This window comes from Nitrospira calida (genome assembly GCF_976986435.1).
In genome coordinates, this window is sequence record NZ_OZ335950.1 from 578,040 (window position 1) to 604,377 (window position 26,338).

Below are 26,338 nucleotides of genomic sequence, written 5' to 3' on the forward strand. Positions count from 1 at the left end.
GGGGCCCTGTCGGTCGACAGGGCCCCGCTTGCAAATTGGAAACGATGGTTACGGAATTTGGCGATCGGCCCCGATCTTGGTAGCCGACTGCACTGGGGGCTCAATCTTAATCTGCGGACCCTGGACCGCCGGGAGTCGACCGGCGCCTTCCTTCTTCGTGATCCGCTGGTTGTTTGGATCCTGCAGGTTTTGTTTCACGTGCTTATCGTCGAACGCCGCCGATTCGAGGACCGCCTTCTCACCCGTTGCGTTGGTCTGGCCCGGGTCATTGGCCAACGGTTGGCCAGTCACCGGGCTCACAGCCTCCTTTGCCGGATATCCGGGATGCTTGGGCAGCAGCGCCGGATTGGCAGAAGCCAACGACAGCACGAACAGGACACCCGACAGCGCAGCAACAGTGCCGATTAAGAGCTTCATACCCCTACTCCTTTTTTGAAGAAGGTGGCTGAACGACATGTAGCGCATAAGAACCGATCAAGCGGCGGGCATCATAGCGTCTCACCCTGATCGTGTCAAGAGGAGGCCACGGCGGCTTCGCGGACGTGTTGGTTTAATGAGCTCGCCGGGAGGGCCGCCGGCCCCGGCCTCGGTGGCGATAAGCACCGGTTCTTCCGGCGGCCGGGAGCCGGATAATGACGGTGGTGCCCTGCCCGGGCCCGCTGGCGATAGAAATGTGTCCCTGATGTTCCTCGACGATTTTCTTGACCGTCGCCAACCCGAGTCCAGTTCCCGACCGTTTGGTGGTGAAAAAGGGTTCGAAGACCTTGCCAACGTGTTCCGTCGGGATCGGAGCGCCGTCGTTCTTGATCAGGATCTGAACCTCCTGATGGCGACCGGCCCGCTGATTCGCCACCTGGATCTCCAAGTGGCCGCCGGGCGTCATGGCTTCGAGGGCGTTCTTGAAGATGCTCAGAAATACCTGCTGCATTTTGGCTTCATCGCACCGGACCGGGCTAACGTGGGACGCATAGTCCTTGGTGACGTGAATGCGGGTGACTTCCAGTTCCGTGGCTACCACGGTCAGCGCGTTTTCGATGATTTCCGGCACGCGGCAGAGCCGCCGGTTTAACTCCAACGGCTTGGCGAAATCCAGGATCTCGTTCAGAATGGCTTCGATCCGGATAAGATCGCGCATGGCGTTCTCCACCCGCGTCTGCGGATCGAAATCCAGAACACCCTCGCTTGTCACTTCTTCAAGTTGGGCTCGGATAGAGGCCAAAGGTTCTCGTATTTCCGTCGCCAGGAAGGCGCTGAACTCGCCGATCGCCGCTTGCCGCTCTTGTTTCCGGATCATGGGTTCGGAAGGAGCCGGTGCGGCTGGGGCGGCGATCTGACCATCCCCCGAAGCCGCTTCCTGCGGTTTGGCCAGTTGGCTGGCCGGCGGGTGTTGAAAGATCTCGATCAACTTCAGCATGGCGGGTTCGAGCACGCAAGCATCAGCGACGGAATAGACGGCCGATTCTTTGGAAGCGAGCGTCAGGGTGCCCCCGACCTGCCCGCGGACGAAGAAGGGCACGACCAACGAGGAGCGAAACCGGTCCTTATAGAGGTGCTTGTGGTCGACAAAACGACCCTGCGTGGAGGCTAGGTCGTGATCCACGCGCGGTTTGCGGTGGCGCACAGCCCACCCGGCCGCCGACGCGTCGAGCGCGAGCCGCTGGCCGGGCCGGAGATCCTTCTTATGTTCCCCTTTCTGATCTCCGGCGATGGCGATGACTTCCACGCTGCCCACCAGCGGATCATAGCAACAGACCCAGGCGCGATCGTATGGCAGCAGCGGCGCTATCTCTCCCAGCACCGCGCCCACTTGTTCCTGCATCTCCGGCGTGGCGCGCGAGGGCGAGGCTGCCAGCAGGTCGGCTCCTGCCGGGGCGGTCAGCGGTTCCTGAGCGACGAGCGGTCGGCTCAGGACCACGGAGTTGTCGAAGAGGACTTCGCGCTCCAGCGCTTTGGTGATCTCCTCGCTGGCGGTCTCGATGAGCGATTTTTCTTTTTTGGCGAAAGACACGCTCTCTTTCCGTCCGATGACCAAATAGCCGTACGTCCGCTGGCGGTAACGCAGCGGTGCAGCCAGCAAGGACTTGGCGCCGGGGGTGATCAACCGGAGGCGAATGGTTCGGGAGCCGTCCGGTTCTTCAGGAGACGAGGGCTGTGGGAACGAGGTCTCCGGCACGGAGAGGGTCCTGATGATGGCTTGAACGTCCCGCGGCGTGAATCCTCGATAGACTTGGGCCACGAGCGGGCCTTTCTCGCGGTGAAAAATCGCGGCCAACGCTGCGTCCACCGGCAAGTCGTTAAGGACCGACGTCAAGGTTCGCTGGAGATGGGTCTCTTGCGAGACTTTGGTCTGTTCGGCCGACGGCGTCACCACCACAGGTCTCTCGAGATGGGAGCCGCATTGTAGCAGCGGGGACCGTCCATTGCTAGTCCGGGTTCACGATGCGCGGCGGTCGGGACCGATGAATCACCAACTCGACGCTCCCCTGCTCGTTGATCCAGAGGTTCAGAATAAAGCTGACGATACTGATCAGCAGGGCGCCCCACACCGACGCCCAGAATCCCTCCACGACGAACCCTTTCACCAGCCATCCCACCAATTGCAGGAGGAGTGCGTTGATGATCACCATGAAGAGGCCGAGCGAGAGGATAATAAGCGGAAGCGAAAACAGATAAAGGACGGGTCTGACCGCCGCGTTCAGCAGCGACAGCAGGAGGATCGCGGCGAGACCGGCGGAAAGACTCTGCGCGTCGATGCCCGGTACGATCGTGATGGCCAAAAACACCGCGACACCGGTGACGAGGAAACGGATCAGCAACGCCCTCATTCCGCCTCGGTTAAGTGGCTTATTTACCCTTCTGCCTGGCGAACCGCACTTCCGTCGCCGTCAGTGCCTGGCCGTCCCCGATGGTTTCGATCACGACCCGGTCGCCCACTTGAGGCCTTTCCTGGGCGCCAGCCTGACCCTTGGTCCGATATTGAGTCTTGTCGGTCAGGCGCACCGACACTGTGCTGCCTTTGGGAGTCTTAACCTCGATGCGGCCGCCGTCGATCGCGGTTACCGTTCCGAGCACATGCTCGCCGCCCCCATGGGCCCAGGCCTTGACCCCTGCGACAGCCAGGTACGACACCAGCAGGCCGATGATCAACTTCGCCAACGGGCACCTCCTTCCAGAGCACGTCAATGGCGATGCGAGGAGGCCGGCGCGGGCGCGTCCTCGCCTTCCAGAAAACGGTCGAAGGCCGCCTCTTGCTCCAGTTCTTTTTTCGTCTTTGGGTTCAACGCCTTCATCTCTTGCAATTCCTCGGGTGTGAGGTCCGGCAGGTGCCGGATGAAATGAACCAGCTTCCAACTGTCGAGGTCCTTATCAGGATCGCCCGAACCCCATGCCGGCATGGCGGTAAACCGAATCCCGTTGTGGATGATGAAAAACAACTCGCCGTCGGACAAGGATTGCGTCTCCTTCAAACGCAGGTCTGGGGCCTTGGGGTACACGTTCTGTCCGATCGGGGTCTTCCCGCTGCCGTCATTCGCGTGACAGGTGGCGCAATGATCCGCGAAATGCGCGCGCGCCTCGGCTAGTGCCTCCGGGCTGGGCGGCACCGGATTGGGTGCGTGGCGTTGCTCGATGGGGATGGCCAGGCGCCGAATCTGGCGGGCCAACAAGACTTCCAGCGCATGGGGCTCGGCCTTCGCGCTGAAGCCGGTCTTGAACGACCGGTATCCAACCCAGCCCAGCACACCCGCCAGCGTGGCGACGAAGAGGAACAGGATCACGAGCAGTTTAGATCGCGTCTTCATCGCACCTCCGCGCTTCTTCCGCAGTATACAAGCTCTGAGGTGCTACCGCCACTCATGAGACAGCGTAGCGGGGGCTCGCCCGAACAGACGCAGGAGCAACAAGACGGTGGTCGGAACATGGATCAAGACGCCCGTCACGCCCAGCAACGGTTCGCCGATCCAGAAGGTCACCGACAAGTTGAAGGCTAGTACTCCATAATAAAGCCCGCAGCCTCCTAACAGCTTAAGCGTCACCGATTCGTCCCGACGAACGGGCGGCGGGGGAAGCCCGCGCTCGCACGAAACGAACAATGACAGCGCGATAAGTCCGACGATCATCCAACCGATGTAGTTGGCGATCGGCACGCCGAAGTGAATGCCGGCGTCGGGGTAGTCATAGATCTTGCCCAGAAACCAGCGGTCCCCTCTCAACGCCACCGGATCGATCACGACGTCGATGAAGGCGAAGAACAGGGCGGTGAGCAGGCGCGTGGGCCAACTCGATCGAACGATCGGGTCGAACACGAGGGGGGGCAAGATCCGCTTGGTCGCGGCGGTCTTTCCGGTCCGGTTCCCCTGGTGCGTCGGCAGCAGAAAGAGCAGCGCAAGGCAATAACTGGCGTAGAGAAGGAAGGTGAAGGACAGCGAATCCATAAAGGGAATGTCCGCGAGATACAGCTCCTGGCCGACTGTCGCGCCTGTGTAGGAGTATCGGCCGAACGGAACGCCGATCCGCGTCGAACTGAATTCGCAGGCGAACGCGGTGGCCCAGGTGACGCCGAAAAACAACCCCGTCCGCTTCACGCCGATCAGCGCCTTGGCTGAGAAAAAAAAGATGACGAGAAAGAGGAAGACGTACGGCCTGAGCTCGACGGTCTTGATCAGAAGGGTCAGGGTGTCCATAGTTCCGGGCGCTGAGTTCTGAGGTGGAAACTCTTCGAGCAAAACTCAACACTCAGAACTCAGGGTTTAAAACAGCGCGCTTTGCGCTAGGCGTAGCCATGATCGCGAAACCACCTCACCGCCTTTTCCAAGGCGACCTCAACGGGCGTCTGCGGAAGGCCCAGCTCGCGGATCGCCTTGCCGCAATCATAGTACATCTTGTACTTGGCCATCTTGACGCCGTCGAGGGGGATGCGGGGCGGCACGCCGCTCAAGTAGGAGAACCCGAGATTCAAGTAGGCCAGCGGCAGCACGACGCCGCGGGGCAATTTGACCGACGGAGCGCGGACGCCGGTGATCTTCGCGAGCATGTCGAACACGTCGCGCAGCGTCAGGTTTCGGTTGCCGAGAATATAGCGTTCACCGACGCGACCGCGCTCCATCGCCAACAGGTGTCCGGCGGCGACGTCGTCCACGTCGATGAGGTTCATGCCGGTCTCGATGTAGGCCCACATGCGGCCCTTCATGAAATCCACGATGATTTGGCCCGTCGGGGTCGGTTTGACGTCTCCTTCGCCGACCGGCGCGCTGGGGTTGACGATGACCACCGGCAGCCCTTGGCGGGCGAACGCGAGCGCTTCTTGTTCGGCCAGGTACTTGGATCGCTTGTAATGGCCCGCCATCTGGTCGAGCGACACCGGTGTGTCCTCCGTTCCCATTCCTCCTCCGATCGGCAACCCGATGGCGCCAATGGTACTGGTGTACACGATGCGCTCAGTTCCGATCTCGCGGGCCGCTTCCAGCAGGTTGCGGGTGCCGGCAACGTTGACCTCATAGAAGATCGACGGATCCTTGGCCCAGAGCGCATAATGGGCGGCGACGTGGTAGAGCTGTTGGCAGCCGGACAGAGCACGGAGGAGGGACTCCCGGTCCCGCAGGTCACCATACACGTGTTCGAGCTTGAATCGGCGGAGGTTGGTGAAATCGCTCCCGCGTCGGGCCAGGACCCGGACCTCGACACCGGCCGCCAACAGCGCGCGGACCACAGCCGCTCCGACGAATCCGGTCGCTCCGGTGACGAGAGCCTTCATAAATACGTGAAGCGTGAAACGTGAAGCGTGAAGCGCCTGGATCGGGAGTAATTGTCGAGATGAGCGATGATGCGCTTCACGAGATACGTTTCACGAACGACGGTCAGTTCTTGCGCGCTGTGATATACCGCGCGATCTCCCTGAGCGGCTCGGCGGATGGACCAAAAGAGGCCAGGCGTTTGGTCGCGCGGTCCACGCATTCGTTAGCTAACGCGAGGGCGCCTTCGACGCCGTAAAAGGCGGGATATGTCTTCTTGCCGCGTTGGGCGTCGGTGTTGGGGTTCTTCCCGAGTTCCTCCCGGGTGCCCGTCACATTCAGCACGTCGTCGGCGATTTGGAATGCCAATCCGACATCGTCGGCGTAAGCGGTCAAGTCGTCCAGTTGCGCCGATGTCGCGGCCGCGGCGATGGCCCCCATGCGCACGGCCGCGCGGATAAGCATGCCGGTCTTGTGCTTGTGGATGGAACGCAGCATGGCCAGGTCGATGTCCCTGTTTTCCGCCTGGATGTCCAGTACCTGGCCGCCGACCATGCCGAAGTTGCCCGCGCCGAGCGCCAATTCGTGGATCAACTGGACCTGCTGTGCCGGCTCGAGCCCGTCATCGGGGTCCGGACGGCTACAGAGCGCGAACGCCAGCGTCAACAGCGCGTCGCCGGCAAGGATCGCCATGGCCTCGCCGTAGACCTTGTGGTTGGTCGGTTTCCCGCGCCGATAATCGTCGTTGTCCATGGCGGGCAGATCATCATGAATCAGGGAATAGGTATGGATCAATTCCAGGGAGGCGGCGATTCGAAGAACGGCGTTGGGCGGATTGCCGACGGCTTCGGCGGCCGCGATCGCGAGAATCGGGCGGATGCGTTTCCCTCCCGCAAAGACACTGTACCGCATGCTTTCGTGGAGCGTCTTGGGGTCGGTCTGCGCACTGGGGATGACGGAATCGAGGAACCGATCGATTTCCTCGCGCTTCTGCTCGAGGTAGTGCCGGATGTCCATGTGCCGTGGAGCCTGCCGTGCGAGCGGGTGCCGGTGAGACCAGCTCGCCGGCGGACGGCGTATCTGTCGCCTTCGCGGACGTTCGGGCCGCGCAGAGAGTAACAAATGGCTGTGAGGCTGTCAAACGGCCAAGAGGCGGCTTGTCATTTCGCGGATGCCTTCGGTATACTGCGCCGCCATGAGCATCCGCAAAGCAGGCGGAGAATGGGAACCTCTCCTGCTGGGGATTCAGCCCCGTTCCTGCAAAGTCTGCCATCAAGACCTCTACCGAGACAAGACGCTGTTCCGCGGCGGGTGGTCGAGGTGCACGGTCTGCGACGAGTTCGTCCACTATAGTTGCCTGGCCAGCGGCAAAGTGAAGTTTTTCAAGTTGCGGCCGCGAGTCTGCAAGCTTTGCCGGGCGACGCAAAAGGATGAGACGGCCGAAGCCTCTTCCCGCGCGGTCGAGACCAAGGCGCAGGTGATAGTTGGATCATGATGTTTTCCTCGGATTGGAGACGCGCGCTGTCCCGCTCGGGGAGGCAGACCTTGTTCGCCGCAACGGTCCGGTTCGTTCTCGCTCCTGTGGTCCTGCTGTCCAGCGGGTTTTTTACCGCGAATTTCCTGCTGAGCGGTCAGTACACCTGGCCGCAGACCAGCCGGGTCCTGGTGCTGACCGTTACGGTTATCGTGCTGTCCTACGAGTTCGTCTATCAAGAACTGCGGTCGCGGTCGGCCGCGCCGGAGCACGCCCTGAGCGCCGTGCTTTACTCGTGTGTCCTACCCTATACGGCCGGGGTTCTGCTCTTGTTGGGATTGGCCCGGTTTGCCGCCGGTTGAATCATCACAGCCCGCGCGATCGGGGTGTTTCGCATGGGAACCGCCCGGCCGCCGATCACCTGGTCGTTCTTCGTCTCCGGGACGAGTCTCCCGATGGCTCCCATCTTCAAAAGCGGCGCCTTTTTACAGCAGTGTTTCGCCATACACCCGCGCTGCCTGTCGCTCACACGTCTTGAAGAGCAGGAACACCTCGTTCTGACCTGCGACTCGTGCAACATGGTCCACCGATTGACGATCAGTGTCGTGACCGTGCGCACGCCGGCGGCGAGTCAGGCGGCCGACCTCCCGCGAGCTCGGGAGGAATGTCTCCCGGTCGCCTGTGTGGGCGCCTGTGTTGCCGTGCATCCGACGGCGCTGATGGTCCACGAAATGGACGTCCTCCAGGATTCGGTCGGTCTGCGGTGCGCGGCCTGTCGCCGACTGTACAATCTCAGCGTCTCCGCCTTTGAAACCCGGCAGCAATGAGCGACGGGAAACGCGTCGAGCAAGGAGCAGCCGCGTCCCTGCAATTCACGATCGAGGAAGTCGCGTTGATCGCCGACGTGCATTTTTTTCACGCCAAGGCTGAGATCGCGCGCAAGGTGCGGAGGCTGCTGGAAACTGTGCACGAGGAGTTGCGGGAGGAAATGACCAAGGCCTCACTGCTAGTGCCGCCAGGGTTTGATCCGCACAAGTACCAGTTCGTCAAAGGCGAACATCTGGAAGACTTTCCGTATCAGTACCTGGACTACCCCAAGCATTTCGTCGGCGGCGAAGCCTTCACCTTCCGTTCGCTGTTTTGGTGGGGGCACCACTTCGCCTTTGCCTTGATCCTGGAGGGCAGAGCGGTGGGACAGTATAAGCGGAACCTCCTCGATCGGTTTCATCACGTCGCGGGGCGTGAGCTCCACCTTTCGCTGGCGCCGACTTTGTGGGAATGGAAGCGCGGAGAAGGGTATACGCTTCCGATCACTCATGACCGGAAGGCCCAGGTCGCGGCGGTCCTGGCCGAGCGGTCGTTCTTCAAGATCCTCCGTTTCGTTCCTCCCGCCGACCCCGCCGTTGTGCAAGGGATGCTCCCCCGGATCAGTCGAGAGACCTTTCAAGCGATCCTCCCGATCGTGTCATCCTGATTTCTGTCGCTTCAGGTGGAATTGTCATCGTTGCGGCGAGTTGGGTAGACTGAGCCCCTATCAGCGAGCATCAACCCTTAAGGACAAGGAGGTGCACGTGAAAGGCGACGCGATGCGAGGGGGACTCAGACTCGTGGTCATGGGCGGCTTCCTCTGGCTGGCCGGTTGTGCCGGCACGGGCGAGGTGGTGCATTTGGACGTGCGGTTCAAACCGACGGACGTGCAGCCGGTCGATACGGAGCCGCTGAAGATTGTCGTGGAGACGTTCGAAGACAAGCGGGCGGACAAGAGCAAGCTGGGGCTTCGGACGCATCTCTGGGGCGGGGTGACTTACTTCAATGTCCCGGGCGGCAGGCCGGGAGAAGTCGCGGCGCAGGCGCTGGCCGACTACCTGAGACTGCGAGGCTGGAAGGTCGGCGTCAGGACGCCGGGTGTGACGACCGCTGAAGGTGAACCGGACATTCTCCTCACCGGACAAGTCATGGAGTTCTCCGCCAACGCCAAGAGTCGCTTTTTCTCCACGGCCATCACCGCGGGAACGAGGTTTGTCATCCGCGCGCGCAACGCGGTCGATGGCAGCACGACCACGATGAACCTGGACGGTTCCCGGTCAGAAACCGTCTTCTGGTTCGATCTGGGGGATGTCCAACGTCTCCTGAACGAGACACTGAAAGAAAGCTTGGATCGGCTCATGGCGGATACGAAAATCGAGAATCGGGCCTGGCGATTGAAATGACGGGGTCGCGAGTTGGGACGACAAGGGGGTGGAGTCGGTGCGGGAACGGCGCTGGGAAACCCGTTCGAAGCTGACGTTCAGCGAGGTGCTGGAAATCGGAGAACGGCTGGCGGCGCTGGGGCTGAAACCGGCGGCGCCAGCCAAGGACGTCATCTGCTACATCGAGGAATGGACGGTCGATTCGCTCGAAGACTTCGACCGGCTGGACCCGTGGTCGACCGAAGACGTGACGCTCGTTCATGTGCGCGAGGGCTGGCAGGGCGATTTTTTCCTCCTGGCCGGCCGATACCACTCCGTCTATCAGCGATTCCAGGCGGTCGGCACGTACTGTTCGATCAGCCATCCCTGGAGGATCCGAGAACCGCTTGAATTACACCATCAACGAAGCATGTTCTGGCTGGGATTCCGTCACCTGCATGCGTTCATCCGGGTTCGTCTGAACACGGTCGAAGTGGTCACACCGGGCGAGACCCGATCTGACGACCGGCGCGAGCGGTGGATCGAGGAACGCCGCGCGGCTTTCCTGGAAGCCGTGACCCTCCTGGACCTGCCGATTCGCACGACGGTCGAAAAGGGCGACGTCGTGTTGCAGGTTGCGGATCAGACTGTGCCGTTCTTTTGTTCCTGGCCCGACGCCTTCGGGCCCTGCCAGTTCGAATACAACACCGCCGATCCGTATGAGTTTCTGGTGCCCGCCAGCAGGTTGGCCGCGACATACGGCGGCAAGCCGGCCGATATCCGCGCCTATTTGACCGGTTTTTCTGAGGAAGCCTTGGGAGCATTTCACGCGATCCTACCCGACGCACGATTGGCCTACCGCTGCTCCGCCCATTGTCCCTTGGACGAGGTGCCGGAAATGCTCGATGCGATTCGGCCGTACGGCCGTCTTTACGCCACCCTGTGCGAGTTCCACACCCAGAAATTGCTTCCTGAGGGAGAGGATGCGTCGGCCGTCGTCGGTCTCATTGGGACTGATGAGGGCTTTCAGATGGAAGTCCGTCTGAACCGGGCGCCGTTGCGGGAAGACCTCATGCCCGGCTGGCTGGAACGGCTGCTGGGGATGCCCGTTACATACGCGCCGCTCCCACCTTTTGCCTGAAAACGAGGTCGTCTCTCCCTTCGGTCGCCCGCCCTCTTGCGCGGTTCTGCTATTCTTACAGAGATTCAGTGTCCAACGACTTCCGCGAGAAACGCCCTTGATGCTTCCCGCCGCCAAGATCCGCGCCACGCTCGCGAAGCCGTTTCTGCCGGTCGTGTTTTTTTTCGCCGGTGTGACCTACGACATCGTGACGCTGACCCGCATCGACCGGCTGCTCGACAATTTGATCCTGCTGCTGTATCTCGCGCTGCTTGGCGTTCTGATCGTGTTGGTCGGGCGCATCGGGATGACCAGGGATCTGGAGGAGGCAGACAGCGTCCCTAACTGGCACCTTCCCGGCGCGCTCCTCCGCGCCAGGCCCTATTACCCGATGGCGATTCAGTTTTTCTTCGGCGGATTGTTCAGCGCCTACACGATCTTCTATTCGCGGAGCGCCTCACTGACGGGCACCGCAGTGTTTTTCGGCCTGTTGGTCGCCTTGCTGGTCGCCAACGAATTCTTGCGCGACCGACTCACAAACCTGCGGCTGCTGGTCAGCTTATACGCGCTCGTCTGCTTCGGATTCTTCACGTTTTTTTTACCCGTCGTCACCCGGATGATGAACACGTTCGTCTTCCTGCTCGGCGCCGTGCTCTCCGGGCTCGTGACGCTGCGTCTCGTGGCGCTGGTCTATCGCGGCAGGCCGCGTGACACGAGACGCGACGTCGTCCTCACCAGTCTGCCGCCCATCGTGCTGATCGTCGTCTTGGTGGGGTTCTATTTTCTGAACTGGATTCCGCCGGTCCCGCTCTCCATGAAATTTGGCGGAATCTACCACAACGTGACGAAGGTCGCGGATGCGTACGAGCTGTCGTTTGAGCGGGGCCGGTGGTTTCAGATCTGGAAACGCTCGGACGATCCGTTCCGCGGAGAAGAGCCGGCGTACTGCTTTACCGCCGTCTTTGCGCCGGTCGATCTCAAGACGACTATCTATCATCACTGGCAATATCGACCGACTGGCGCCAGAGGCAAACGATCGTTCGTGACCGCGGATCGTATCCCGATCAGCATCTCCGGCGGCCGAGAGGCGGGATACCGTGCCTACACCGTCAAGCAACGTCTGACGCCGGGTGAATGGCGGGTCGATGTGGAAGCTGCGGACGGCCGGATCATCGGGCGGGTCAATTTCCGGGTGGAGCCGACGACGGGAGAAGCGCTGGAGTTGAAAACCATCACGTATTGATTGTTCACCCGAGCGGAACGCTTCTCTTTTCAACTTGTCGCATTGAGAAGACAACGGATTCTTGGACCACGCCTGCGGCTTGCGACGAACGGCGCCGAACTCTCTTCATTATTAAGAGGTACTCGCTGCTTCTCTTTTGGCGGGAAAATCCTTTCATTGTGGTGACCGGCAAATACGTAACCCTTTGGAGGGAAGGCTGACGCTTACGTAGCATTGTACAGTGAGACCCGAATTGTTACCGTTACCCTCCTGTCGACAGTCCTTCCTCAGGTTATGAACACCTTCGGACCGTTCCGTTCCGACACCCTTCTTTTCAGCTTTCATGACGGCGTTCGAGTCGTTGGGCGCCTGGCATCGCCTCTTCGGAAGAGTCATCGTCGCACATCGCTTTCATCGGTGCGATAACGGTCCTGTCATACGGGAGGTCACCATGAAAACCGTGGGCAACATCAATTATGCGTTTCCTGCAACGGCTCAAAACAGCCGGTTGACGCGCGAGAACGGGAGCCCGGGCATTCTGGTGCTCGCTCCGACGATGAAAATCTTGTACATTAACCGCCGGGCTTGCGAACTCGCGGGTCGGCTCAGTCAGGTTGCCCTGTGGGACTCAACCGATCGTGCGCTTCCTCCGGTCGTCGCCGAAGTCTGCGCAATCGTGCGAACCGGCTTGGAGGCCCGAGCCGAGTCTTGCTGGTCCGAACCGTTCGAATACAGGCGGGTGGTCGGTGAATTCGGGCGGCGCGTTCACATTCACGCGTTCGGATTGCCGAACCGGTTGTCCTTCCCGCACTCGCGCATCGTGATCGTACTGGATGAACTCCGCGATGCGCCGTTGAATCACGGCGACGACGGAGACCTCTTTATCGATCAATCCATGCCCATGCGGGACGTGGCGTGAGTCCGACGACGGGACAGATCGTCTTCTGACCCCGCTGTCTTTTTGGTTTCGACCGCTCGGTCCTGACAAGGGGCTCCTGCAGCGTTGTTGCGTGCTCCGGGCCGACTACCGCAGACGGCGTATCCGGGTAGTTCCGCTCGCACCGCCTTCGGAACCGGACGCGTCGTCGTTTACGGGCGAGCGGAGGCGAAAAGAAACCGGACGCCCGCCAGCCAGAGACTTTCGCCTTCCTCAACAGGGATTGATTTGGACCAGCGGACTTCGGCGAGCGTCGGGATCGTCGTGCCGGCCGGTGTCGGCACGCGGATTTCCAGGATCTGGCGTTCTTGTGCGGGATGGCCTACGAGCAACAACATGCCACCGGAACTCACGTTGATTGAGAGCGCATTGCCTTGCAAGTATCGGACGGAGCCGGGATTGCTCGTATCGGTCAGGAAATAAGAACAGGACGTCACGAGCGCGCCGCGCGGCCATTGTCTTCGATACGACGGCGGGGACGATTCGCCAGCGTCTCGACGTGTGTCCGAGTCCGCCACAACAAGCCCTCAAATCTGCTCCGGATCCCCTTGCCGGGATCAGCGGGTTCTCTAACATCATCTATCCTATCAATTTATGAATCTGGCAGTCTACACCTACGGCATGTTGCGTGAATCGCGTGCGAGAGGAACACCGGCTGGTCTCCTCTGTGCGTAACCGACGGCGTTCCGCCGTGTGCATGTCTCCGCGAAGAGGAACTCGAAGGGGAAACCCGTCCCGCGATTACGCGTTCTCGGAGGCGGTGCGCTTGGTCGTATGCTGGAATACGCACCGGGGGCACACGTAATGGATGAACCTCCCTTTGCCGACGAGGCGCTTTCGCATGGGAACCCTGCACCAGGTGCAGAGTCGATCGGGAAGATCGACGGGCGAGCCAGTCGGCTCGCCCGGCTGGTCGGACGGAGTTTCGAGCATAACAGGCATTCTCGCGAAGGGGTCGAGAATTTGTCAACGACCGATCCTGTGAAAATCTGGACATGGTCTGGGGGCTGCTTTATAGTGCCGCCCCATCTGCGGCTCGCTCGGCGAGCCGCACAAGCTAAACGCGTTCTGTCTTGTCCAAGGATCTGGGGATGATGAAGCCGCAAACGGTCAAGGAGTTCTTCGATGCGCTGCCGGGCAAGTTCGATGCCGAAGCGGCGGAGGGGCTGGCAGCTGTCTATCAGTTCGATTTGAGCGGACCTCAGGGCGGGCAGTACTATGTGGAGATTCACGACGGCGCCTGCGCGGTGCGTCCGGGCGTCCATCCCGATCCGCACGTCATCTTCTCCATGTCCGGCGAAGATTGTCTTCAGATCTTAAACGGCCAGCTTGACGGCGCTTCGGTCGCGATGTCCGGGCGCTTGCGGATCAGCGGCGACATCGGCTTAGTACTCCATCTCAAAGCCTTGTTTCCCACCGTGCGGTAATTCCCGTCAACGAAGGACCGGCGTAGGCAGTTCGGCTGGTTGGAGCGATCGTCCGTTTCCGCTCGTGTCGGACAGGTCTTCCTCCAGCCTGCGGGGGAAACGCTCCTCCAAAATCAGGTACAACGTCGGAATCAGAAAGAGCGTCAGAACGGTCGAGACGCTGAGCCCGCCGACGACGGCGCGGGCAAGCGGCGCGTTAGTCTCGCCGCCCGTGCCGAGTCCGATGGCCATCGGCAGGAGGCCGAAGACCGTCGCCAGCGAGGTCATGAGGATCGGCCGCAACCTGGTGCGGGCAGCGAGGACGACCGCGTCGCGCAGCGAAGTGCCCCGCCGGCGCAGGACGTTGGTGTAGTCCACCAGCAGGACGCCGTTCGACACCACGATGCCCAGCATCATGATGACGCCCATCATGGAGGTGGTGGACAGCGTGGTGTTTGTGAGGAACAGGATCAGAATGACGCCGGGGAAGCCCATGGGGACTGAAAACATGATGATGAAGGGGTCAAGTAGGGATTTGAACTGGGCGGCCATCACCATATAGACCAAGATCAACGCCAGGGCGCTGGCGAAGATCAGGCCTTCGAAGGTCTCCCGTTGCTGTTGGATCTGGCCGGCCAACCGGATGCTGAAGCCCGGTGGCAACTGCAGCGCGGCGAAGGCCGTCTCCAGATCGGCGGCGATCGAACCGAGGTCGCGGTTGACCGGGTTGGCCGTGATGTGCACCACCCGCTGGAAGTATTTGCGGTCGATCTTCACGGGTCCCGCGTTGAGCTTCAGCGACGCTACGTTCTTCAGCAGGACCGGTTCGCCGTTCTTGGTCGTCAGGACGATGTTTTCCAGATCGGTCAGGTCCTTCCGGTATTCCTCGGCGAGCCAGGCGCTGATGTAGTATTCGTTGCCGTTTTGTGGGTCGGTGTAGATGATCGGGTCGGTCTGGCCGTTCCCGTTCAAAGAAAACAGCACGGCATTCGCCACATCGGTTTCGCTGATGCCGAGCAGCGCGGCCTTCTCGCGATCCACAAGGACGTTCACCTCGGGATAGTTTTCTTCCCGGCTGACTTCGATATCCGCGAGGCCGGGCGTTTGGTGCATGATCGCCTCGACCTGCCGGATGACGTCCCGCGCCTTGTCCAACTCATACCCGTAGATTTCCACGTCCACGGCCTTCTGCGAGCCAAAGCTGGTCACCCGCTTCACCAACCCACCAGGGTCAAAAAACATGGCGACGCCGGGGAAGAGCGACACCACTTTGGGCCGCACGTCGTTCATGATTTGAATCTGGCTGCGCTTTCGCCTGTCCGGAGGCTTCAGATAGACCTGGATGATCGAAGTGTGCGGGCCGGTGTTGGGGTTGAAAAGCGACGACCGGCCCTGCGCCAGCACGCCGGTGCTGGACACGATGGTCTCCAGTTCGTCGGGCGGGATGTTTTCCCGCAAGACCCGTTCGACCTCCGCCACCTGTCGCTCCGTCTTCTCGACCCGTTGACCCACTGGTGCGCGCAGCACGATCCGAAATTGGCTCTCGTCCGTCACGGGAAGAAATTCGGTTCCGATGTGAGGCAGCAAGGCCAGCGAACCGAAAAACAACAGGACGATCGTGGCGATCAGCGTGCGGCGGTGGGCCAGAACCCACCGCAAGCTCCGTTCATAGCCCTGATCCAACGCTTCATACCGGCTACGGCTCCAGTCCATGACGCGGACGAACCACGCGGGCATGGCGCGGTGCGCTTCGCGTTCCGGTTTGAGGAACTTGTAGCAGAGCGCGGGGGTGACGGTCCGCGAGACAAAGAACGAGGTGAACAGCGCGACGGCGATCGTGAACGTCAGGGGAATCAGCAGCAGCTTGGCGATGCCCACGACGAAAAAGATGGGAAGAAAAACGACGACGGTCGTGACGGTGGAGGCGAAAATCGGCATGGCCACCTCGCGCGCGGCGTCGAGAATGGCCTCCCACCGACGGGGATTGGCGTTGAGGTGGCGTTGGATGTTCTCCAGTTCCACGATCGAATCGTCCACCAGACGCCCGACGCCCAGGGCGAGCCCGCCCAGCGTGAAGACGTTGAGCGTCTGCCCCGTGAAGTAGAGCACGATGAACGTCACCATGATTGAGAGCGGGATCGCGACGAAAATGATCAGCGTGCTGGTCAGGTTGCGGAGAAACACCAGAATCACGGCGGCGGCGAGCACGGAGCCGTGCAGGGCCTGTTCGCCAAGGTTCTTGATCGATTGCCGGATGTACACGGACTGATCAAAGGAGATGCCCAGCTTCACGCCGGGCGGAATGCCTACCATCTTCGGAATCGCCCGCCGGAGCGCGTCGACGACCTCGACCGTGTTGGCCACCGGCTGCTTGTTCACCCGGAGGTAGACCGACCGCTGGCCGTCCGTGCGCACGATGTTGGTCTGAATGTCCGATGAGTCCGTGACAACGCCGAGATCGCGCACCCGCACCGGATTTCCCTGCTGGTTGACCTTGACGACCACGTCCGCGATCGGCTCGATGGTCTTGAACTGAGTATTGGTGAAGACGTTGTAGTCCAGATTACCGGCTTTGATGTCGCCCGAGGGCAGGATGAGGTTCGCTGCTTTGACGGCCTTGACGACGTCGAGAATCGACAACCCCCGGGCTTGCAGGAGAGCTGGGTCGAGGTTAATGTTGATCTGGCGGATCTTGCCGCCCTCGACCGTCGCCGCGGCGACGTTGGCGATCTGTTCGATCTGCGGGGCGATGGTGTTATAAGCGAGGTCGTACAGTGCGCGTTCGTCCAGGTTGCCGCCGGAGACCGTCACGAATGCCACGGGGATGTTGGACACATCGAACTTGACGATGAACGGCTGCAGAATGCCGGGCGGCAGTTGATTCAGAATCTGCGTGACGCGCTGCATTACTTCCATCTGACCGACGTTGATGTCGGCTCCCCAGTTGAACCAAATCTGCACCGCTCCGATGCCTTGCTTGGAAAACGATTCGACATGCTCGACGTTGGAGGCGGAGCTGACGGCTTTCTCGATGGGATAGACGACGCTCTGTTCGATGTCGATCGGCGGCGCGCCTTTGTAGATGACGCCGACGAAGGCCACCGGGACCTGGATGTTAGGAAACAGGTCGACGGGCAACCGTTCCAGGGAGGTCGCGCCCAACACGACCATCGCCAGCGACAGCATCAAAATCCCGATGCGATTTCTGAGCGCGAGAAGGGTCAGCCACATAATTCGAAGGCGTGACGCAGGGCGCCTATTGCGCGGCGGAATGCAAAGGGTCCCGGTGATGCGTCATAGGTGGTGGATGGCTTCGCGAGCATGTTCTCGCGCCTCGTTTGCACGTACCGCATCACGTCTCACGTTTCTCGGTATCAAGCGGTCTGGTCTGGACCGCGGTGCCGTCCGTGACCAGGTCCTTCCCCGAGACGATGATCTCCTCGTCGCCTGACAGGCCTTTCGTCACCTCGATGCGGTTCTCGACCCGATTTCCGACCTCAACTGGAACGCGGCGGGCTTTCCCTTCGCGGACAACGTAGACGTACTGAAGGTCTTCGAGACGGGTCAGCGCGTCCAGCGGAATCTGCACCGCGTTCGGATGCGTGCCGACGATCACTTCGACGCGGGCGAACATCCCGCCTTTGAGCGCGTGGTCGGGATTGGGCAGGTCGACTTCCACGGTCATCGTGCGCGTCGCGCGGTTCAGCGCCTGGACCACTCGGGTGACGGTCCCCTCAAAGATCCGATCCGGATACGCCTCGGCTCTGATCTCCGCTTTCTGCCCGATCTTTACGAGCGGCACGTCTTTTTCGACCACTTCGATCAACGTGCGCACGGTCTCAATATCATGCAGACTAAGAATTCCCCGCGAAAAGGTGCTGGTACTCGCGGTCGCCCCGCTGACATACGCCCCGGGGTCCAGGTTGCGCTCGGCCACGTATCCGGCGAAGGGTGCCCGGATATAGGAATACGTTAAGTTGGTCTGGGCCTGGGCCAGTGCGACCTCCATCTGCCGGACTTGTGCGCGAAACGTGTCCATCTGTGCGACGGCCGCGTCGTAATTGACCTGCGCGTTGTCCAAATCCTGCTGAGAGACGAACTGGTCCTTGATGAGGGCTTGCATGCGGTCGAGGGTCAGTTTGGCGTTCCGGAGAGTGGCCTCCTGTTGCGCGACCCGCGCACGAGCCGCCGCCAGGTTGGCCTTGGCCTGGTTGACCGCGTGGATGAAATCGGTGTGGTCGATTTCGACCAGCAACTGGTCGGCTTTGACGAAATCGCCCTTGTCCACGTGAATCTTAGAGATATAGCCGTCCACGCGCGAGAACAGGTTCACCACCTGGTTGGGCGTGAGGTCCGCCGTGTACGTGAGCCGCACATCCAAATCCTGCCGGATCGGCGTGACCGTTCCGACCGTGATCACGCGGCCCTTCCGGCCGTCGCCCTTTGCGCTGCTGGTGGTCAACCGGAAGACAACCAGCCCTGCGACGACCGCGACCAGCAGCGCCGCGAGGGTCAAAATGGGATGTTGTCTGACGCGATTCATGGTACCCTGCGTCGCAATGCCCTGCCGTTCGATCGGCGGACCCTCAGCCCGTCTAGGAACAGCGTGACGTAGGTGGAGACGATTTCATCGTGCGGGTGTTGGACGGGAACATGAAAGAGTTCGTGCAGCAGGCGATGGTACACGATCATGCCGATGAACGCCCGCGCGGCCAGGAGTGGATTCACGCTGCGGAACTCGCCGTCTCTGATCCGTTGTTTGATGTAGCCCGCCAGGTAGTCGTAAAAGACGCGATGGTGCTTGCGAAAAAACATGTCTGACAACTCGTGACCCTCCAGCGCGCTGAAGAGAAGCAGCCGCATCAAGGTCGGGTCGGCGCCGGGCCGGATACGGTAGCCGGCGATCAGCGTGAAGACCCTGACATCGTCGCGCTTCCGCGCCGCCTCCTCCACCGCTTCGAGCAGCTCGGAGAGGCTTGCCTTTTCGGCCAGAATCGCGGCGTAGAGCGCGCGCTTGTTGGGAAAGTACTTGAACACCAGCGCTTCGCTCACCCCAGCGGCCCTGGCGATTTCCTTAGTCGTCGTTCCCTTGAAGCCTTTGGCGGCAAAGAGCGAGGCCGCGGCGGCGATCAAGCTGGCCTGCCGTTCGCGGGATGAGGCGCGGGCCCCGTTGGAGTTGCGTGCCATACCGGTCAAGTGAGTAAGTGTTTACTCACTTGGCATGCTATCACAGGATTCCCGCGCCCAACAAGCGGCGCGACTATTGGGATGTCGATCCAATCGGTGAGGAGGCGCGTACCGGCGGGCAGCCGAACGAAGCTTACTGCCGCAGTTTGGCCCAGGCTTTCTGGTACTCTTCAAAGGAGTCTACTTCCATCCAGCCTTTAAAGATGGGGACGCAGTTGACCGTGTGGCCGGTGTCGATGAGTTCCTGAATCAAATCGGTCAGGGAGGCTTTGAGGAAACTGCCAGACTCGTGGAAGCCCCTGCTCCGGTACTTGCCCATCGCCTGGCGGTAGCACTCGGTGAAGGCCTTGATGCCGTTTTCCGAGAACATCGCCATACCGATGAACTCCGCGTGCGCCTGGTCCGGCGGCAGGTGCCGGCCGATTTTGATGACGCGATTCTGTTCGTCCGGCATAACGTAGCGGTACAGGTAGCTTTTCCCCGGCGGGTCTTGGAGCATGACCAGGTCCGGATTGAGGTGGATCGGTGGCCTTCCCCGCTGTGTCTCGTCGTGCCACGCCAGGTCCACCACCAGCGTAATGTCCGCCGGGCTTTTCAGCAATTTCTCCAGCACCGCGGTTTCGAAGATGATGTCGCCGTACAGAACGATCGTGCGGCCCTTCATCTCGTTCTCGGCACAGAAGAGCGAATACAGCTCGCCCGTCTCTTCGTAGCGATCGTTGTCGTAATACCGGATATTGGGCAGGGCGATGGCTTCCTTCTTATAGCCCCTGATCAAAACAATGTCCTTGATGTTGCACTCGTTCAAGGCGGCGATCTGCCGTTCGAGAATCGTCTTGCCCTTGATGTCCAGGAGACACTTCGGCTTGTCCTCGATCAGCGGCAGCAATTGTTTCTCGAAGCCGGCGGCTGCGATGATGGCCGTGATCCTCTCGCCGCCGACCGGCAAGAAGCGCCGCTCGTCCTCTTCCATCTGCGGCACGCCGACGATCTCGTACACGTCCTTGAGCGCGACGATCCGGTCGTTAACGGATCCCGGCCGCGTGTCCCGTTTGATGAGGTCGAGCGCGTCTTGCATCGCCCTGATGCTGGCCCGGACCAGTTGGTTGGCATAGATCACGATCTTAAACCCGGCGTCTTCGAGTTCGGCGGCGGTCACTTGATCGAAGATCGTTGGCACGACGACCAGCGGAATGCGGCCGGACCAGGCTTTCGCGACTGCTTTGAGTTCGTCGAAGGTCGGCGACTTCGAGTGGATGAGCACCGCATCGGCCCCCGCTTCCGCGTAAGCCTCGGCCCGCTTCAGCGCCTCCTCCCGTCCCCACCCGGCGATCAACGCTTCGGTCCGGGCGATCACCACGAAGTCGGGCACCGTCTGCGCCGCCTTGGCGGCCTTGATCTTTCCACAGTGTTCTTCGATCGGGACCAGCTCGCGGCGGACACCGGCGTAGAAGCTGCACCGTTTCGGATACACGTTGTCCTCGATGCAGATAGCCGCCACGCCGGCCCGTTCCCGGTCGGTGACGGTCCGCATCACGTTCAGCGCGTTTCCGTAGCCCGTGTCGCAGTCGGCGATGATCGGAATGGTGACGGCCTCGGCCATATTGCGCTCGACCTCGAGCTGTTCGGTTGAGGTGATGAAGCTCGCGTCGGGGAGGCACTTGAGGGAGGCGGAGATGGCGAACCCGCTGGCCCAAACAGCGTCGAAGCCGGCGCGCTCGATCAGCTTCGCACTGAGTGCATCGTGGGCGCCGACGGCTTTGATGATACCCGGGCGTTGCAGGAGACGGCGGAGCTTCGTGGCGTTATGCATGGGGACGCATCTTGCGAAAACGCTCGCCGCTTGTCAATGAAAAGTTTCGTCGGGTCCGCACTGCAGTGCGCTTCCATCACTGCGCGGTGGAGGAAGCGCCTTCGGTGAATGAGGAGCGCAGCGACTGGCTCTCGAAGAAAATAATACCCTGACTCTCCCGCCCTCGGTAGCGGAGCGTGACCTCGGTCATCGGTCCGCTCCAGGAGAAAAGTTGCACGGCCCCGGCCGCGATCTGACCGGGTGTCCGATCCAGGGGACCGTACTGGGATTCGAGGTACGCTATGATTCGGTCGTGCTCGGCCTGACCATGGTAGCGGACCGTGACGCGGGCGAATTTTCCGTCCACGGTCGTAAACCGCATCGAGTCCACCGAGACCCCGCCAAGCGGCGGCACTCCCGCTTTCAATTCGTAAGTCTGGAATCGCCCGCTTTCTTCGACTTTCACAAATGTGGCCGTCTCCGAGAATGTCGCGCCCCAGGGGATGCCTTCGAATCCTTTGGGATCGGTGGTCATGGGCACGGCCCCGGCCGGTGATTCAAGAAGAAATGACGCAAGCCCGGCGAGGAGCAGGAACAAAGGACTGGTTGTCCGCGCACGCGTGGTCCGGTCGAGGATGGCGTGCGCGTAAAGCGAAGGCCGCGGAAGCAAGAAGGTGTTCATAGCGCTACCTCGTGTGTGCACGCAATTCGATGATTAATACGTCGCGCCGCCGAGATCGGGGATCGGCATCATCCCTTCGGCGAAAGAGGATGCCAGGGCCCGACTTTCAAAGAAGATGACCCCAAGGTCTCGTCGCTTGTTGTAGGTCAAACTGATCTGACTTTCGTCGCCCTGCCATGCATACTCCTGAAACGCGCCGCCGGCGATTTGTCCCGGTGTCGCATCGAGAGGACCGAACCTCGCCTGGAGATACTCGACGACTCTCTGATGGGTGTCGCTTCCATGATACTTGACGATGACCCGTGCGAATTTCCCGTCGACGGTCATGAACCGCATGGAGTCGATGACGATGGGGCCTAACGGCGGGGGTCCGCCCTTGAGTTCATAGCCCTTGATGCGCCCCGCTTCCTCGGCCACCACAAAGTTGGCGGTCTCGGAAAAGACGGCCCCCCAAGGGATACCTTCGAACCCGTTGGGATCGTTGGTCATGGGTACGGCGCTGGCGGGCGATGCGGTGAGCAAAAATCCCGCGAAGAAGAAGATTGATAAGAAGACGACGGCTGTAGAGGAGAGCCGAGCCGGGCCGGAGGGGGGGATCAGGTGCTGGATCGGGCGATGCGTCAAGAAAGCATCCATGTCTGCACCCTTGTCGGTTGCGTTCGATCCTGCTCCGGGACGGGCTTCACGCGCGCCATATGCCCAGAGCGATGCGCAACTTGTCACCGGCCTTCCGCTATTCTCTTCTCGTCTCTTCTCGGCCAGTTTCAGAAGTCCGCTGTCGGTTCCGTCGCAGGCGATTCATTCGCCGGTTTCCGACATTCCTTCGTTGAACCGTGGCGCCAGCGTGCGGCTCTCGAAAAAGACGAAGCCACGCTCGCCGTTGGCCTCATAGATCAGATTGATCTCGGTATCCGTGCCCCGCCAGGTGTATTGCTGGCTCAAACCGCGCAGCATCTGCCCCGGAATGCGCTCGATGCGACCAAAGCGGGTTTGCAGATAGGTTAGCACTTGCTCATGGGTTTTCTGCCCGCGGTAACGGATCATGACCCGCGCGAACTTCCCCTCGACGGCGGAGAATCGCATGCTGTCGACGGGCGTGTCACCGAGCTTGGGCGGACCGTTCTTCCATTCATAATCTTGGATCAGCATGCCGGCGTGGGTCAGCGTGAGGCTGGGGATGCTAGCGAGTGGGAGGCCCCAGGGAATGTCGTGAAAGCCTTTGGGGTCGTTCACCATTGTAACGACGGCGTGGGCCGGTAGAAGGCCGAACTGCGGAACGAGCCACCCGACGGCGATCAGTCCGCAGGCGAGCGCGACGCTGATGTGAAGGTGTCGGATCAAAACCGTGCAGCCACGTTCCTGCATTGCAGGAGCACGCTACCATGGGCGTGACGGCAACGCAACTCCCCCTTGGTTGAGAATGACCCGATGCTTGGCTATAATGCGACCCGCTTTTTTGCGGACTTGCACGAGGCCTCTCTGGCGGGGTGGATGTGATCGAAAGCGATACGTTCGTTCAGGCGCTCCAGGATATGGGGGTCAATTTTTTCACCGGCGTGCCGGATTCCATCCTGGGCGGAATTATCGCCGAACTCCTGGAGCGGCGCCTTTATGTGCCAGCGGTGCGGGAAGACGAGGCCGTCGCCATGGCGGCCGGCGCCTATATGGCGGGCAAGATCCCGGCGGTGTTGATGCAAAACTCCGGGCTGGGCACCTCGCTGAACACCCTGATCTCGCTCAATCTGATTTACCGCCAGCCCTGTCTCTTAATCGTCTCGTGGCGGGGTTTCCAAGGCAAAGACGCGCCGGAACACTTGGTTATGGGGCAGACCATGACGCAATTGCTGGACACAGTGCGGATCCCGCATCGGACGCTGTCGGAACAGGCGGTCATGAATGATCTGAAGTGGGTAGCGGAAACCCTTATGCAACAGAGCATTCCGGTGGCCCTGCTGATCAAGAAGGGTGTGGTAAGGGGGCTGCAGCCGTGAAGGCACCGTGCGTCAGTGGCCATTCGTCAATCGTCGATCATCGGAGGGTGATTGCCGGTTGACGGTTGACAAAGGGAATTCGAATGAGACCGGAACAAGGCACGCTTATCAGCCGGGCTCAGGCGATCGCGGCGGCGTTGGAGTTGCTCACCGATCAACCGGTGATCATCTGCAACGGCTTTCCGTCCCGTGAAGCGTTCAAAATCGCTGATCGCCCGACGCATTTCTACATGATCGGATCGATGGGGATGGCGCCGGCCATTGGATTGGGCGTGGCCTTGGCAAAGCCGAATAAAAAGGTTGTGATCTTCGACGGCGACGGGAATGTCCTGATGGGTCTGGGGACGTTGGCGACGGTCGGGGCGCTGCGTCCTAAGAACTTTGTGCACATCGTCTTCGACAACGAAGTCTACGGCAGTACGGGTAACCAGCCGACGATCTCGAATGTCGTGCGGCTGGACCTAGTGGCGAAAGCGGCCGGGTATGTGAACGTCGAACGGGTGCGCGAACGCGAAGATCTGGTGTACGAGTTCAAAGACATGCTGGAGAAAGACGGCCCGAGTTTCCTGCTCGTGAAGGTCAATGAGATGGCGGAAGACGCGGGCCGCGTGATGCTGGAGCCGCCCGAGATCACCAGGCGGTTTATGAAGGCGATTGCATGAATATCATGGGCTAAGGGCTATAGGCTATAAGCTGAAGGACGGATGTTCCCTCTGCCCATAGCCTTCCACCCATCGCCTGGTGCCAGAGGCTTTTATGATTTTGCTGAATCCTGGTCCCGTCAACGTGTCTGAGCGGGTGCGGCAGGCGCTTAGCCGCCCGGATATCTGCCATCGCGAATCCGAGTTCGCGGACTTGCTACGCGGCATCCGCCAGAAACTCCTGAAGGCGTTCGTGCCGGGGGCCGAGTCCGAATATGCGGCGATCATCCTGACAGGATCAGGCACGGCTGCGGTCGAATCCGCGGTCCTCTCCTCGATTCCCCACGGGAAGCGGATCCTGGTCGTCAACAACGGGGTATACGGCGAACGAATTTCCAACATAGTGGGGCTCCACCGCCTCGGCGTGTCGGAGTTCAAATTGGAATGGGGAACGCGGCCTGATCCAGAAAAGCTCCGGGTGGCGCTCCGGCAGCATCCCGAGGTCCACGCGGTTGCCATGGTGCATCACGAAACGACGACCGGCTTGATCAACCCGGTCAAAGAGATCGCGGACGTGGTGGACGGCCAGAATCGGGTCTTCATTCTGGATTCCGTGAGCGGTCTGGCGGGCGAACCGTTGAACATCGCCGGATCGCATATCTATATGGTGGCCGGAACGGCGGGAAAGTGCATCCAGGGGTTTCCCGGGGTGTCGTTTGTTTTGGTCCGACGGGGATTTATGGAACGGATGAAGGGTTATCCGAAACGCTCCTGGTACCTCCATCTCACCCATTATTTCGACGAGGAAGGCAGGGAGGCGATTCCCTTCACGCCAGCGGTTCAGTTGTACTATGCGTTCGATGAGGCGTTGAACGAACTGTTGGAAGAGGGGGTGGCGAACCGGATTCAACGGTACGCGAAGGCGGCGGCACTCATCCGCCGGCGGATGAGCGCGCTAGGTATCAAGCCGGTGCTCCCGCCAGAGCTGCAATCCAACACAGTCACGTCCTACTATCTCCCCACGGGGTTGGCCTACCAGACCCTGCACGATCGGCTGAAGGAGCAGGGCTACGTCATCTACGCCGGCCAGGGGCAACTGGAAGGCAAGATCTTCCGCGTCGCGAATATGGGCGCCCTGGCGCCTCAGCAGATCGAAGAGTTTCTGCAGGCCTTTGAGCGTGTTCTGGAGAGCGCGGCCGTTCGCACATGAAAGCCGTCATCCTCGCAGCCGGAGTCGGTAAACGGCTGTGGTCCATTACGCAGCATCGCCCGAAGTGCCTCATCGAATTCGGCGGGCGCTCGCTCCTTCTGCGGTCTCTGGATGCCCTGGGAAGCTCGGGCGTCAGGCGAGCGACGATTGTGGTCGGATATAAGCAAGACATGATCAGGGCTGTTGCGGGAACGGCTTGTTGCGGCGTTCGCATCACCTATCTCGTCAACGAGCAGTACCATCGCGGCAGCATCTCGTCTCTGTGGCTGGCCCGGACAGAACTGGACGACGACGCGCTCATCATGGACGCGGACGTGCTGTTTCATCGGGAGATCCTTCGGCGGCTGGTCCGCTCGCCGTGGCCCAACGCGTTGCTGATGGACGAGACGGTCTTGCAGCGGGGAGAGGAATGCATGGTCGTAGTGCGCGGGGGGCGGGTGATCGCGCTGACCAAGCAGATGCCCTTGCAGTATGATTATGCGGGCGAGGGGGTGGGATTCCTGAAAGTCCGGCACCGTGACGCGCAACACCTGGTGAACTCCCTCAAAGGCTATGTGGATCGGGGTCTGTGGGACATGGAGTATGAAGACGGCCTATTGGAATTCTTTCGGGACGTCACGGTGGGGTGCGAGAAAATCGGCGGCCTGCCGTGGATCGAGATCGATTTTCCCGAAGATGTCGTGCGGGCGGAGCGGGACATCTTACCGAAGCTGGAATAGAAACAGGGCGGCGGGATCATCGACCGTCGATCGCCAAGCGAGGGCGTCCTGTGCATCTCC

General features: G+C 60.9%; 29 protein-coding genes. 13 read left to right on the forward strand and 16 right to left on the reverse strand.

What is annotated here, in order from left to right:
- Window positions 1-48: 48 nt before the first annotated feature.
- The 8 genes from ACWHTU_RS02915 to ACWHTU_RS02950 all read right to left on the reverse strand — a co-directional run bounded on the left by ACWHTU_RS02915 (window position 49) and on the right by ACWHTU_RS02950 (window position 6,746).
- Window positions 49-417, reverse strand: a complete 369-nt coding sequence (locus ACWHTU_RS02915) for a hypothetical protein (protein ID WP_447861506.1) — start codon at window positions 415-417, stop codon at window positions 49-51.
- A 133-nt stretch (window positions 418-550) separates the two neighbouring features.
- The gene (locus ACWHTU_RS02920) at window positions 551-2,374 is read right to left on the reverse strand and encodes an ATP-binding protein (protein ID WP_447861508.1); all 1,824 of its coding nucleotides are present in this window, start codon (window positions 2,372-2,374) and stop codon (window positions 551-553) included.
- 49 nt (window positions 2,375-2,423) lie between these two features.
- On the reverse strand, window positions 2,424-2,825 hold the full coding sequence (locus ACWHTU_RS02925) for a phage holin family protein (RefSeq protein ID WP_447861510.1): 402 nt from the start codon (window positions 2,823-2,825) through the stop codon (window positions 2,424-2,426).
- A 19-nt stretch (window positions 2,826-2,844) separates the two neighbouring features.
- Window positions 2,845-3,156, reverse strand: coding sequence for a DUF5666 domain-containing protein (locus ACWHTU_RS02930; protein WP_447861511.1), 312 nt, complete (start codon window positions 3,154-3,156; stop codon window positions 2,845-2,847).
- A gap of 23 nt (window positions 3,157-3,179) precedes the next feature.
- A complete protein-coding gene (locus ACWHTU_RS02935; protein WP_447861513.1) occupies window positions 3,180-3,800 on the reverse strand; it encodes a c-type cytochrome in 621 nt (206 codons plus the stop codon).
- 42 nt (window positions 3,801-3,842) lie between these two features.
- Window positions 3,843-4,682 (reverse strand): carotenoid biosynthesis protein, encoded by an 840-nt coding sequence (locus ACWHTU_RS02940; protein ID WP_447861514.1) that lies wholly within the window; start codon window positions 4,680-4,682, stop codon window positions 3,843-3,845.
- Window positions 4,683-4,768: 86 nt separating this feature from the next.
- Window positions 4,769-5,752 (reverse strand): hopanoid-associated sugar epimerase, encoded by a 984-nt coding sequence (hpnA, locus tag ACWHTU_RS02945; protein ID WP_447861515.1) that lies wholly within the window; start codon window positions 5,750-5,752, stop codon window positions 4,769-4,771.
- A gap of 103 nt (window positions 5,753-5,855) precedes the next feature.
- Window positions 5,856-6,746, reverse strand: coding sequence for a polyprenyl synthetase family protein (locus ACWHTU_RS02950; protein ID WP_447861517.1), 891 nt, complete (start codon window positions 6,744-6,746; stop codon window positions 5,856-5,858).
- 178 nt (window positions 6,747-6,924) lie between these two features.
- Here ACWHTU_RS02950 and ACWHTU_RS02955 point away from each other — a divergent pair, with 178 nt between their 5' ends.
- The 8 genes from ACWHTU_RS02955 (at window position 6,925) to ACWHTU_RS02990 (ending at window position 12,632) form a co-directional block, all read left to right on the forward strand.
- Window positions 6,925-7,224, forward strand: a complete 300-nt coding sequence (locus ACWHTU_RS02955; protein ID WP_447861518.1) for a hypothetical protein — start codon at window positions 6,925-6,927, stop codon at window positions 7,222-7,224.
- On the forward strand, window positions 7,221-7,565 hold the full coding sequence (locus ACWHTU_RS02960) for a hypothetical protein (RefSeq protein ID WP_447861520.1): 345 nt from the start codon (window positions 7,221-7,223) through the stop codon (window positions 7,563-7,565). Before ACWHTU_RS02955 ends, ACWHTU_RS02960 begins: the two co-directional genes overlap by 4 nt.
- A 33-nt stretch (window positions 7,566-7,598) precedes the next feature.
- Window positions 7,599-8,030 carry a hypothetical protein gene (locus ACWHTU_RS02965; RefSeq protein WP_447861522.1) on the forward strand — a complete coding sequence of 144 codons (432 nt, stop codon included), beginning with the start codon at window positions 7,599-7,601 and terminating at the stop codon, window positions 8,028-8,030.
- Window positions 8,027-8,677 (forward strand): hypothetical protein, encoded by a 651-nt coding sequence (locus tag ACWHTU_RS02970; RefSeq protein ID WP_447861523.1) that lies wholly within the window; start codon window positions 8,027-8,029, stop codon window positions 8,675-8,677. The genes ACWHTU_RS02965 and ACWHTU_RS02970 overlap by 4 nt, the downstream gene beginning before the upstream one ends.
- 97 nt (window positions 8,678-8,774) lie before the next feature.
- A complete protein-coding gene (locus ACWHTU_RS02975) occupies window positions 8,775-9,413 on the forward strand; it encodes a hypothetical protein (protein ID WP_447861524.1) in 639 nt (212 codons plus the stop codon).
- Between the two features lie 37 nt (window positions 9,414-9,450).
- Window positions 9,451-10,512 (forward strand): hypothetical protein, encoded by a 1,062-nt coding sequence (locus ACWHTU_RS02980; RefSeq protein WP_447861525.1) that lies wholly within the window; start codon window positions 9,451-9,453, stop codon window positions 10,510-10,512.
- Between the two features lie 100 nt (window positions 10,513-10,612).
- Window positions 10,613-11,734: a DUF2914 domain-containing protein gene (locus tag ACWHTU_RS02985; protein ID WP_447863300.1), complete on the forward strand. Its 1,122-nt coding sequence runs from the start codon at window positions 10,613-10,615 to the stop codon at window positions 11,732-11,734.
- 430 nt (window positions 11,735-12,164) lie between these two features.
- Window positions 12,165-12,632 carry a hypothetical protein gene (locus ACWHTU_RS02990; RefSeq protein WP_447861527.1) on the forward strand — a complete coding sequence of 156 codons (468 nt, stop codon included), beginning with the start codon at window positions 12,165-12,167 and terminating at the stop codon, window positions 12,630-12,632.
- 170 nt (window positions 12,633-12,802) lie between these two features.
- On the opposite strand, the gene ACWHTU_RS02995 is transcribed toward ACWHTU_RS02990, so the two are convergent.
- Window positions 12,803-13,168: a PilZ domain-containing protein gene (locus ACWHTU_RS02995; protein WP_447861529.1), complete on the reverse strand. Its 366-nt coding sequence runs from the start codon at window positions 13,166-13,168 to the stop codon at window positions 12,803-12,805.
- Between the two features lie 573 nt (window positions 13,169-13,741).
- Between ACWHTU_RS02995 and ACWHTU_RS03000 the strand changes: the two genes are divergently transcribed.
- A complete protein-coding gene (locus tag ACWHTU_RS03000; protein ID WP_447861531.1) occupies window positions 13,742-14,077 on the forward strand; it encodes an SCP2 sterol-binding domain-containing protein in 336 nt (111 codons plus the stop codon).
- A gap of 6 nt (window positions 14,078-14,083) precedes the next feature.
- Here ACWHTU_RS03000 and ACWHTU_RS03005 read toward each other — a convergent pair whose 3' ends face one another.
- The 7 genes from ACWHTU_RS03005 to ACWHTU_RS03035 form a co-directional block, all read right to left on the reverse strand.
- Window positions 14,084-17,287, reverse strand: a complete 3,204-nt coding sequence (locus ACWHTU_RS03005; RefSeq protein ID WP_447861532.1) for an efflux RND transporter permease subunit — start codon at window positions 17,285-17,287, stop codon at window positions 14,084-14,086.
- Between the two features lie 121 nt (window positions 17,288-17,408).
- On the reverse strand, window positions 17,409-18,599 hold the full coding sequence (locus tag ACWHTU_RS03010; RefSeq protein WP_447861533.1) for an efflux RND transporter periplasmic adaptor subunit: 1,191 nt from the start codon (window positions 18,597-18,599) through the stop codon (window positions 17,409-17,411).
- Window positions 18,596-19,243, reverse strand: coding sequence for a TetR/AcrR family transcriptional regulator (locus ACWHTU_RS03015; RefSeq protein WP_447861534.1), 648 nt, complete (start codon window positions 19,241-19,243; stop codon window positions 18,596-18,598). Before ACWHTU_RS03015 ends, ACWHTU_RS03010 begins: the two co-directional genes overlap by 4 nt.
- A 133-nt stretch (window positions 19,244-19,376) precedes the next feature.
- Window positions 19,377-21,056, reverse strand: a complete 1,680-nt coding sequence (locus ACWHTU_RS03020; protein ID WP_447861535.1) for an isocitrate lyase/phosphoenolpyruvate mutase family protein — start codon at window positions 21,054-21,056, stop codon at window positions 19,377-19,379.
- A gap of 76 nt (window positions 21,057-21,132) precedes the next feature.
- Complete coding sequence (locus ACWHTU_RS03025; RefSeq protein ID WP_447861537.1) at window positions 21,133-21,717, reverse strand: hypothetical protein; 585 nt, start codon at window positions 21,715-21,717, stop codon at window positions 21,133-21,135.
- 33 nt (window positions 21,718-21,750) lie between these two features.
- Window positions 21,751-22,353, reverse strand: a complete 603-nt coding sequence (locus tag ACWHTU_RS03030; RefSeq protein WP_447861538.1) for a hypothetical protein — start codon at window positions 22,351-22,353, stop codon at window positions 21,751-21,753.
- Between the two features lie 162 nt (window positions 22,354-22,515).
- A complete protein-coding gene (locus ACWHTU_RS03035; protein WP_447861540.1) occupies window positions 22,516-23,082 on the reverse strand; it encodes a hypothetical protein in 567 nt (188 codons plus the stop codon).
- A 122-nt stretch (window positions 23,083-23,204) separates the two neighbouring features.
- Here ACWHTU_RS03035 and ACWHTU_RS03040 point away from each other — a divergent pair, with 122 nt between their 5' ends.
- The 4 genes from ACWHTU_RS03040 to ACWHTU_RS03055 all read left to right on the forward strand — a co-directional run bounded on the left by ACWHTU_RS03040 (window position 23,205) and on the right by ACWHTU_RS03055 (window position 26,278).
- On the forward strand, window positions 23,205-23,708 hold the full coding sequence (locus ACWHTU_RS03040; RefSeq protein ID WP_447861541.1) for a thiamine pyrophosphate-binding protein: 504 nt from the start codon (window positions 23,205-23,207) through the stop codon (window positions 23,706-23,708).
- Window positions 23,709-23,791: 83 nt separating this feature from the next.
- A complete protein-coding gene (locus ACWHTU_RS03045) occupies window positions 23,792-24,370 on the forward strand; it encodes a thiamine pyrophosphate-dependent enzyme (protein WP_447861542.1) in 579 nt (192 codons plus the stop codon).
- A 94-nt stretch (window positions 24,371-24,464) separates the two neighbouring features.
- Window positions 24,465-25,559 (forward strand): pyridoxal-phosphate-dependent aminotransferase family protein, encoded by a 1,095-nt coding sequence (locus ACWHTU_RS03050; protein ID WP_447861543.1) that lies wholly within the window; start codon window positions 24,465-24,467, stop codon window positions 25,557-25,559.
- A complete protein-coding gene (locus ACWHTU_RS03055; protein ID WP_447861545.1) occupies window positions 25,556-26,278 on the forward strand; it encodes a phosphocholine cytidylyltransferase family protein in 723 nt (240 codons plus the stop codon). The genes ACWHTU_RS03050 and ACWHTU_RS03055 overlap by 4 nt, the downstream gene beginning before the upstream one ends.
- Window positions 26,279-26,338 lie beyond the last annotated feature (60 nt).

Coding starts and splice junctions, on each gene's coding strand:
- ACWHTU_RS02915 (WP_447861506.1), bottom strand. CDS start 417: ATGAAGCTCTTAATCGGCACTGTTGCTGCGCTGTCGGGTGTCCTGTTC.
- ACWHTU_RS02925 (WP_447861510.1), bottom strand. CDS start 2,825: ATGAGGGCGTTGCTGATCCGTTTCCTCGTCACCGGTGTCGCGGTGTTT.
- ACWHTU_RS02935 (WP_447861513.1), bottom strand. CDS start 3,800: ATGAAGACGCGATCTAAACTGCTCGTGATCCTGTTCCTCTTCGTCGCC.
- ACWHTU_RS02940 (WP_447861514.1), bottom strand. CDS start 4,682: ATGGACACCCTGACCCTTCTGATCAAGACCGTCGAGCTCAGGCCGTAC.
- hpnA (WP_447861515.1), bottom strand. CDS start 5,752: ATGAAGGCTCTCGTCACCGGAGCGACCGGATTCGTCGGAGCGGCTGTG.
- ACWHTU_RS02950 (WP_447861517.1), bottom strand. CDS start 6,746: ATGGACATCCGGCACTACCTCGAGCAGAAGCGCGAGGAAATCGATCGG.
- ACWHTU_RS02955 (WP_447861518.1), top strand. CDS start 6,925: ATGAGCATCCGCAAAGCAGGCGGAGAATGGGAACCTCTCCTGCTGGGG.
- ACWHTU_RS02960 (WP_447861520.1), top strand. CDS start 7,221: ATGATGTTTTCCTCGGATTGGAGACGCGCGCTGTCCCGCTCGGGGAGG.
- ACWHTU_RS02965 (WP_447861522.1), top strand. CDS start 7,599: ATGGGAACCGCCCGGCCGCCGATCACCTGGTCGTTCTTCGTCTCCGGG.
- ACWHTU_RS02970 (WP_447861523.1), top strand. CDS start 8,027: ATGAGCGACGGGAAACGCGTCGAGCAAGGAGCAGCCGCGTCCCTGCAA.
- ACWHTU_RS02985 (WP_447863300.1), top strand. CDS start 10,613: ATGCTTCCCGCCGCCAAGATCCGCGCCACGCTCGCGAAGCCGTTTCTG.
- ACWHTU_RS02990 (WP_447861527.1), top strand. CDS start 12,165: ATGAAAACCGTGGGCAACATCAATTATGCGTTTCCTGCAACGGCTCAA.
- ACWHTU_RS03000 (WP_447861531.1), top strand. CDS start 13,742: ATGATGAAGCCGCAAACGGTCAAGGAGTTCTTCGATGCGCTGCCGGGC.
- ACWHTU_RS03005 (WP_447861532.1), bottom strand. CDS start 17,287: ATGTGGCTGACCCTTCTCGCGCTCAGAAATCGCATCGGGATTTTGATG.
- ACWHTU_RS03010 (WP_447861533.1), bottom strand. CDS start 18,599: ATGAATCGCGTCAGACAACATCCCATTTTGACCCTCGCGGCGCTGCTG.
- ACWHTU_RS03015 (WP_447861534.1), bottom strand. CDS start 19,243: ATGGCACGCAACTCCAACGGGGCCCGCGCCTCATCCCGCGAACGGCAG.
- ACWHTU_RS03020 (WP_447861535.1), bottom strand. CDS start 21,056: ATGCATAACGCCACGAAGCTCCGCCGTCTCCTGCAACGCCCGGGTATC.
- ACWHTU_RS03025 (WP_447861537.1), bottom strand. CDS start 21,717: ATGAACACCTTCTTGCTTCCGCGGCCTTCGCTTTACGCGCACGCCATC.
- ACWHTU_RS03030 (WP_447861538.1), bottom strand. CDS start 22,353: ATGGATGCTTTCTTGACGCATCGCCCGATCCAGCACCTGATCCCCCCC.
- ACWHTU_RS03035 (WP_447861540.1), bottom strand. CDS start 23,082: ATGCAGGAACGTGGCTGCACGGTTTTGATCCGACACCTTCACATCAGC.
- ACWHTU_RS03045 (WP_447861542.1), top strand. CDS start 23,792: ATGAGACCGGAACAAGGCACGCTTATCAGCCGGGCTCAGGCGATCGCG.
- ACWHTU_RS03050 (WP_447861543.1), top strand. CDS start 24,465: ATGATTTTGCTGAATCCTGGTCCCGTCAACGTGTCTGAGCGGGTGCGG.
- ACWHTU_RS03055 (WP_447861545.1), top strand. CDS start 25,556: ATGAAAGCCGTCATCCTCGCAGCCGGAGTCGGTAAACGGCTGTGGTCC.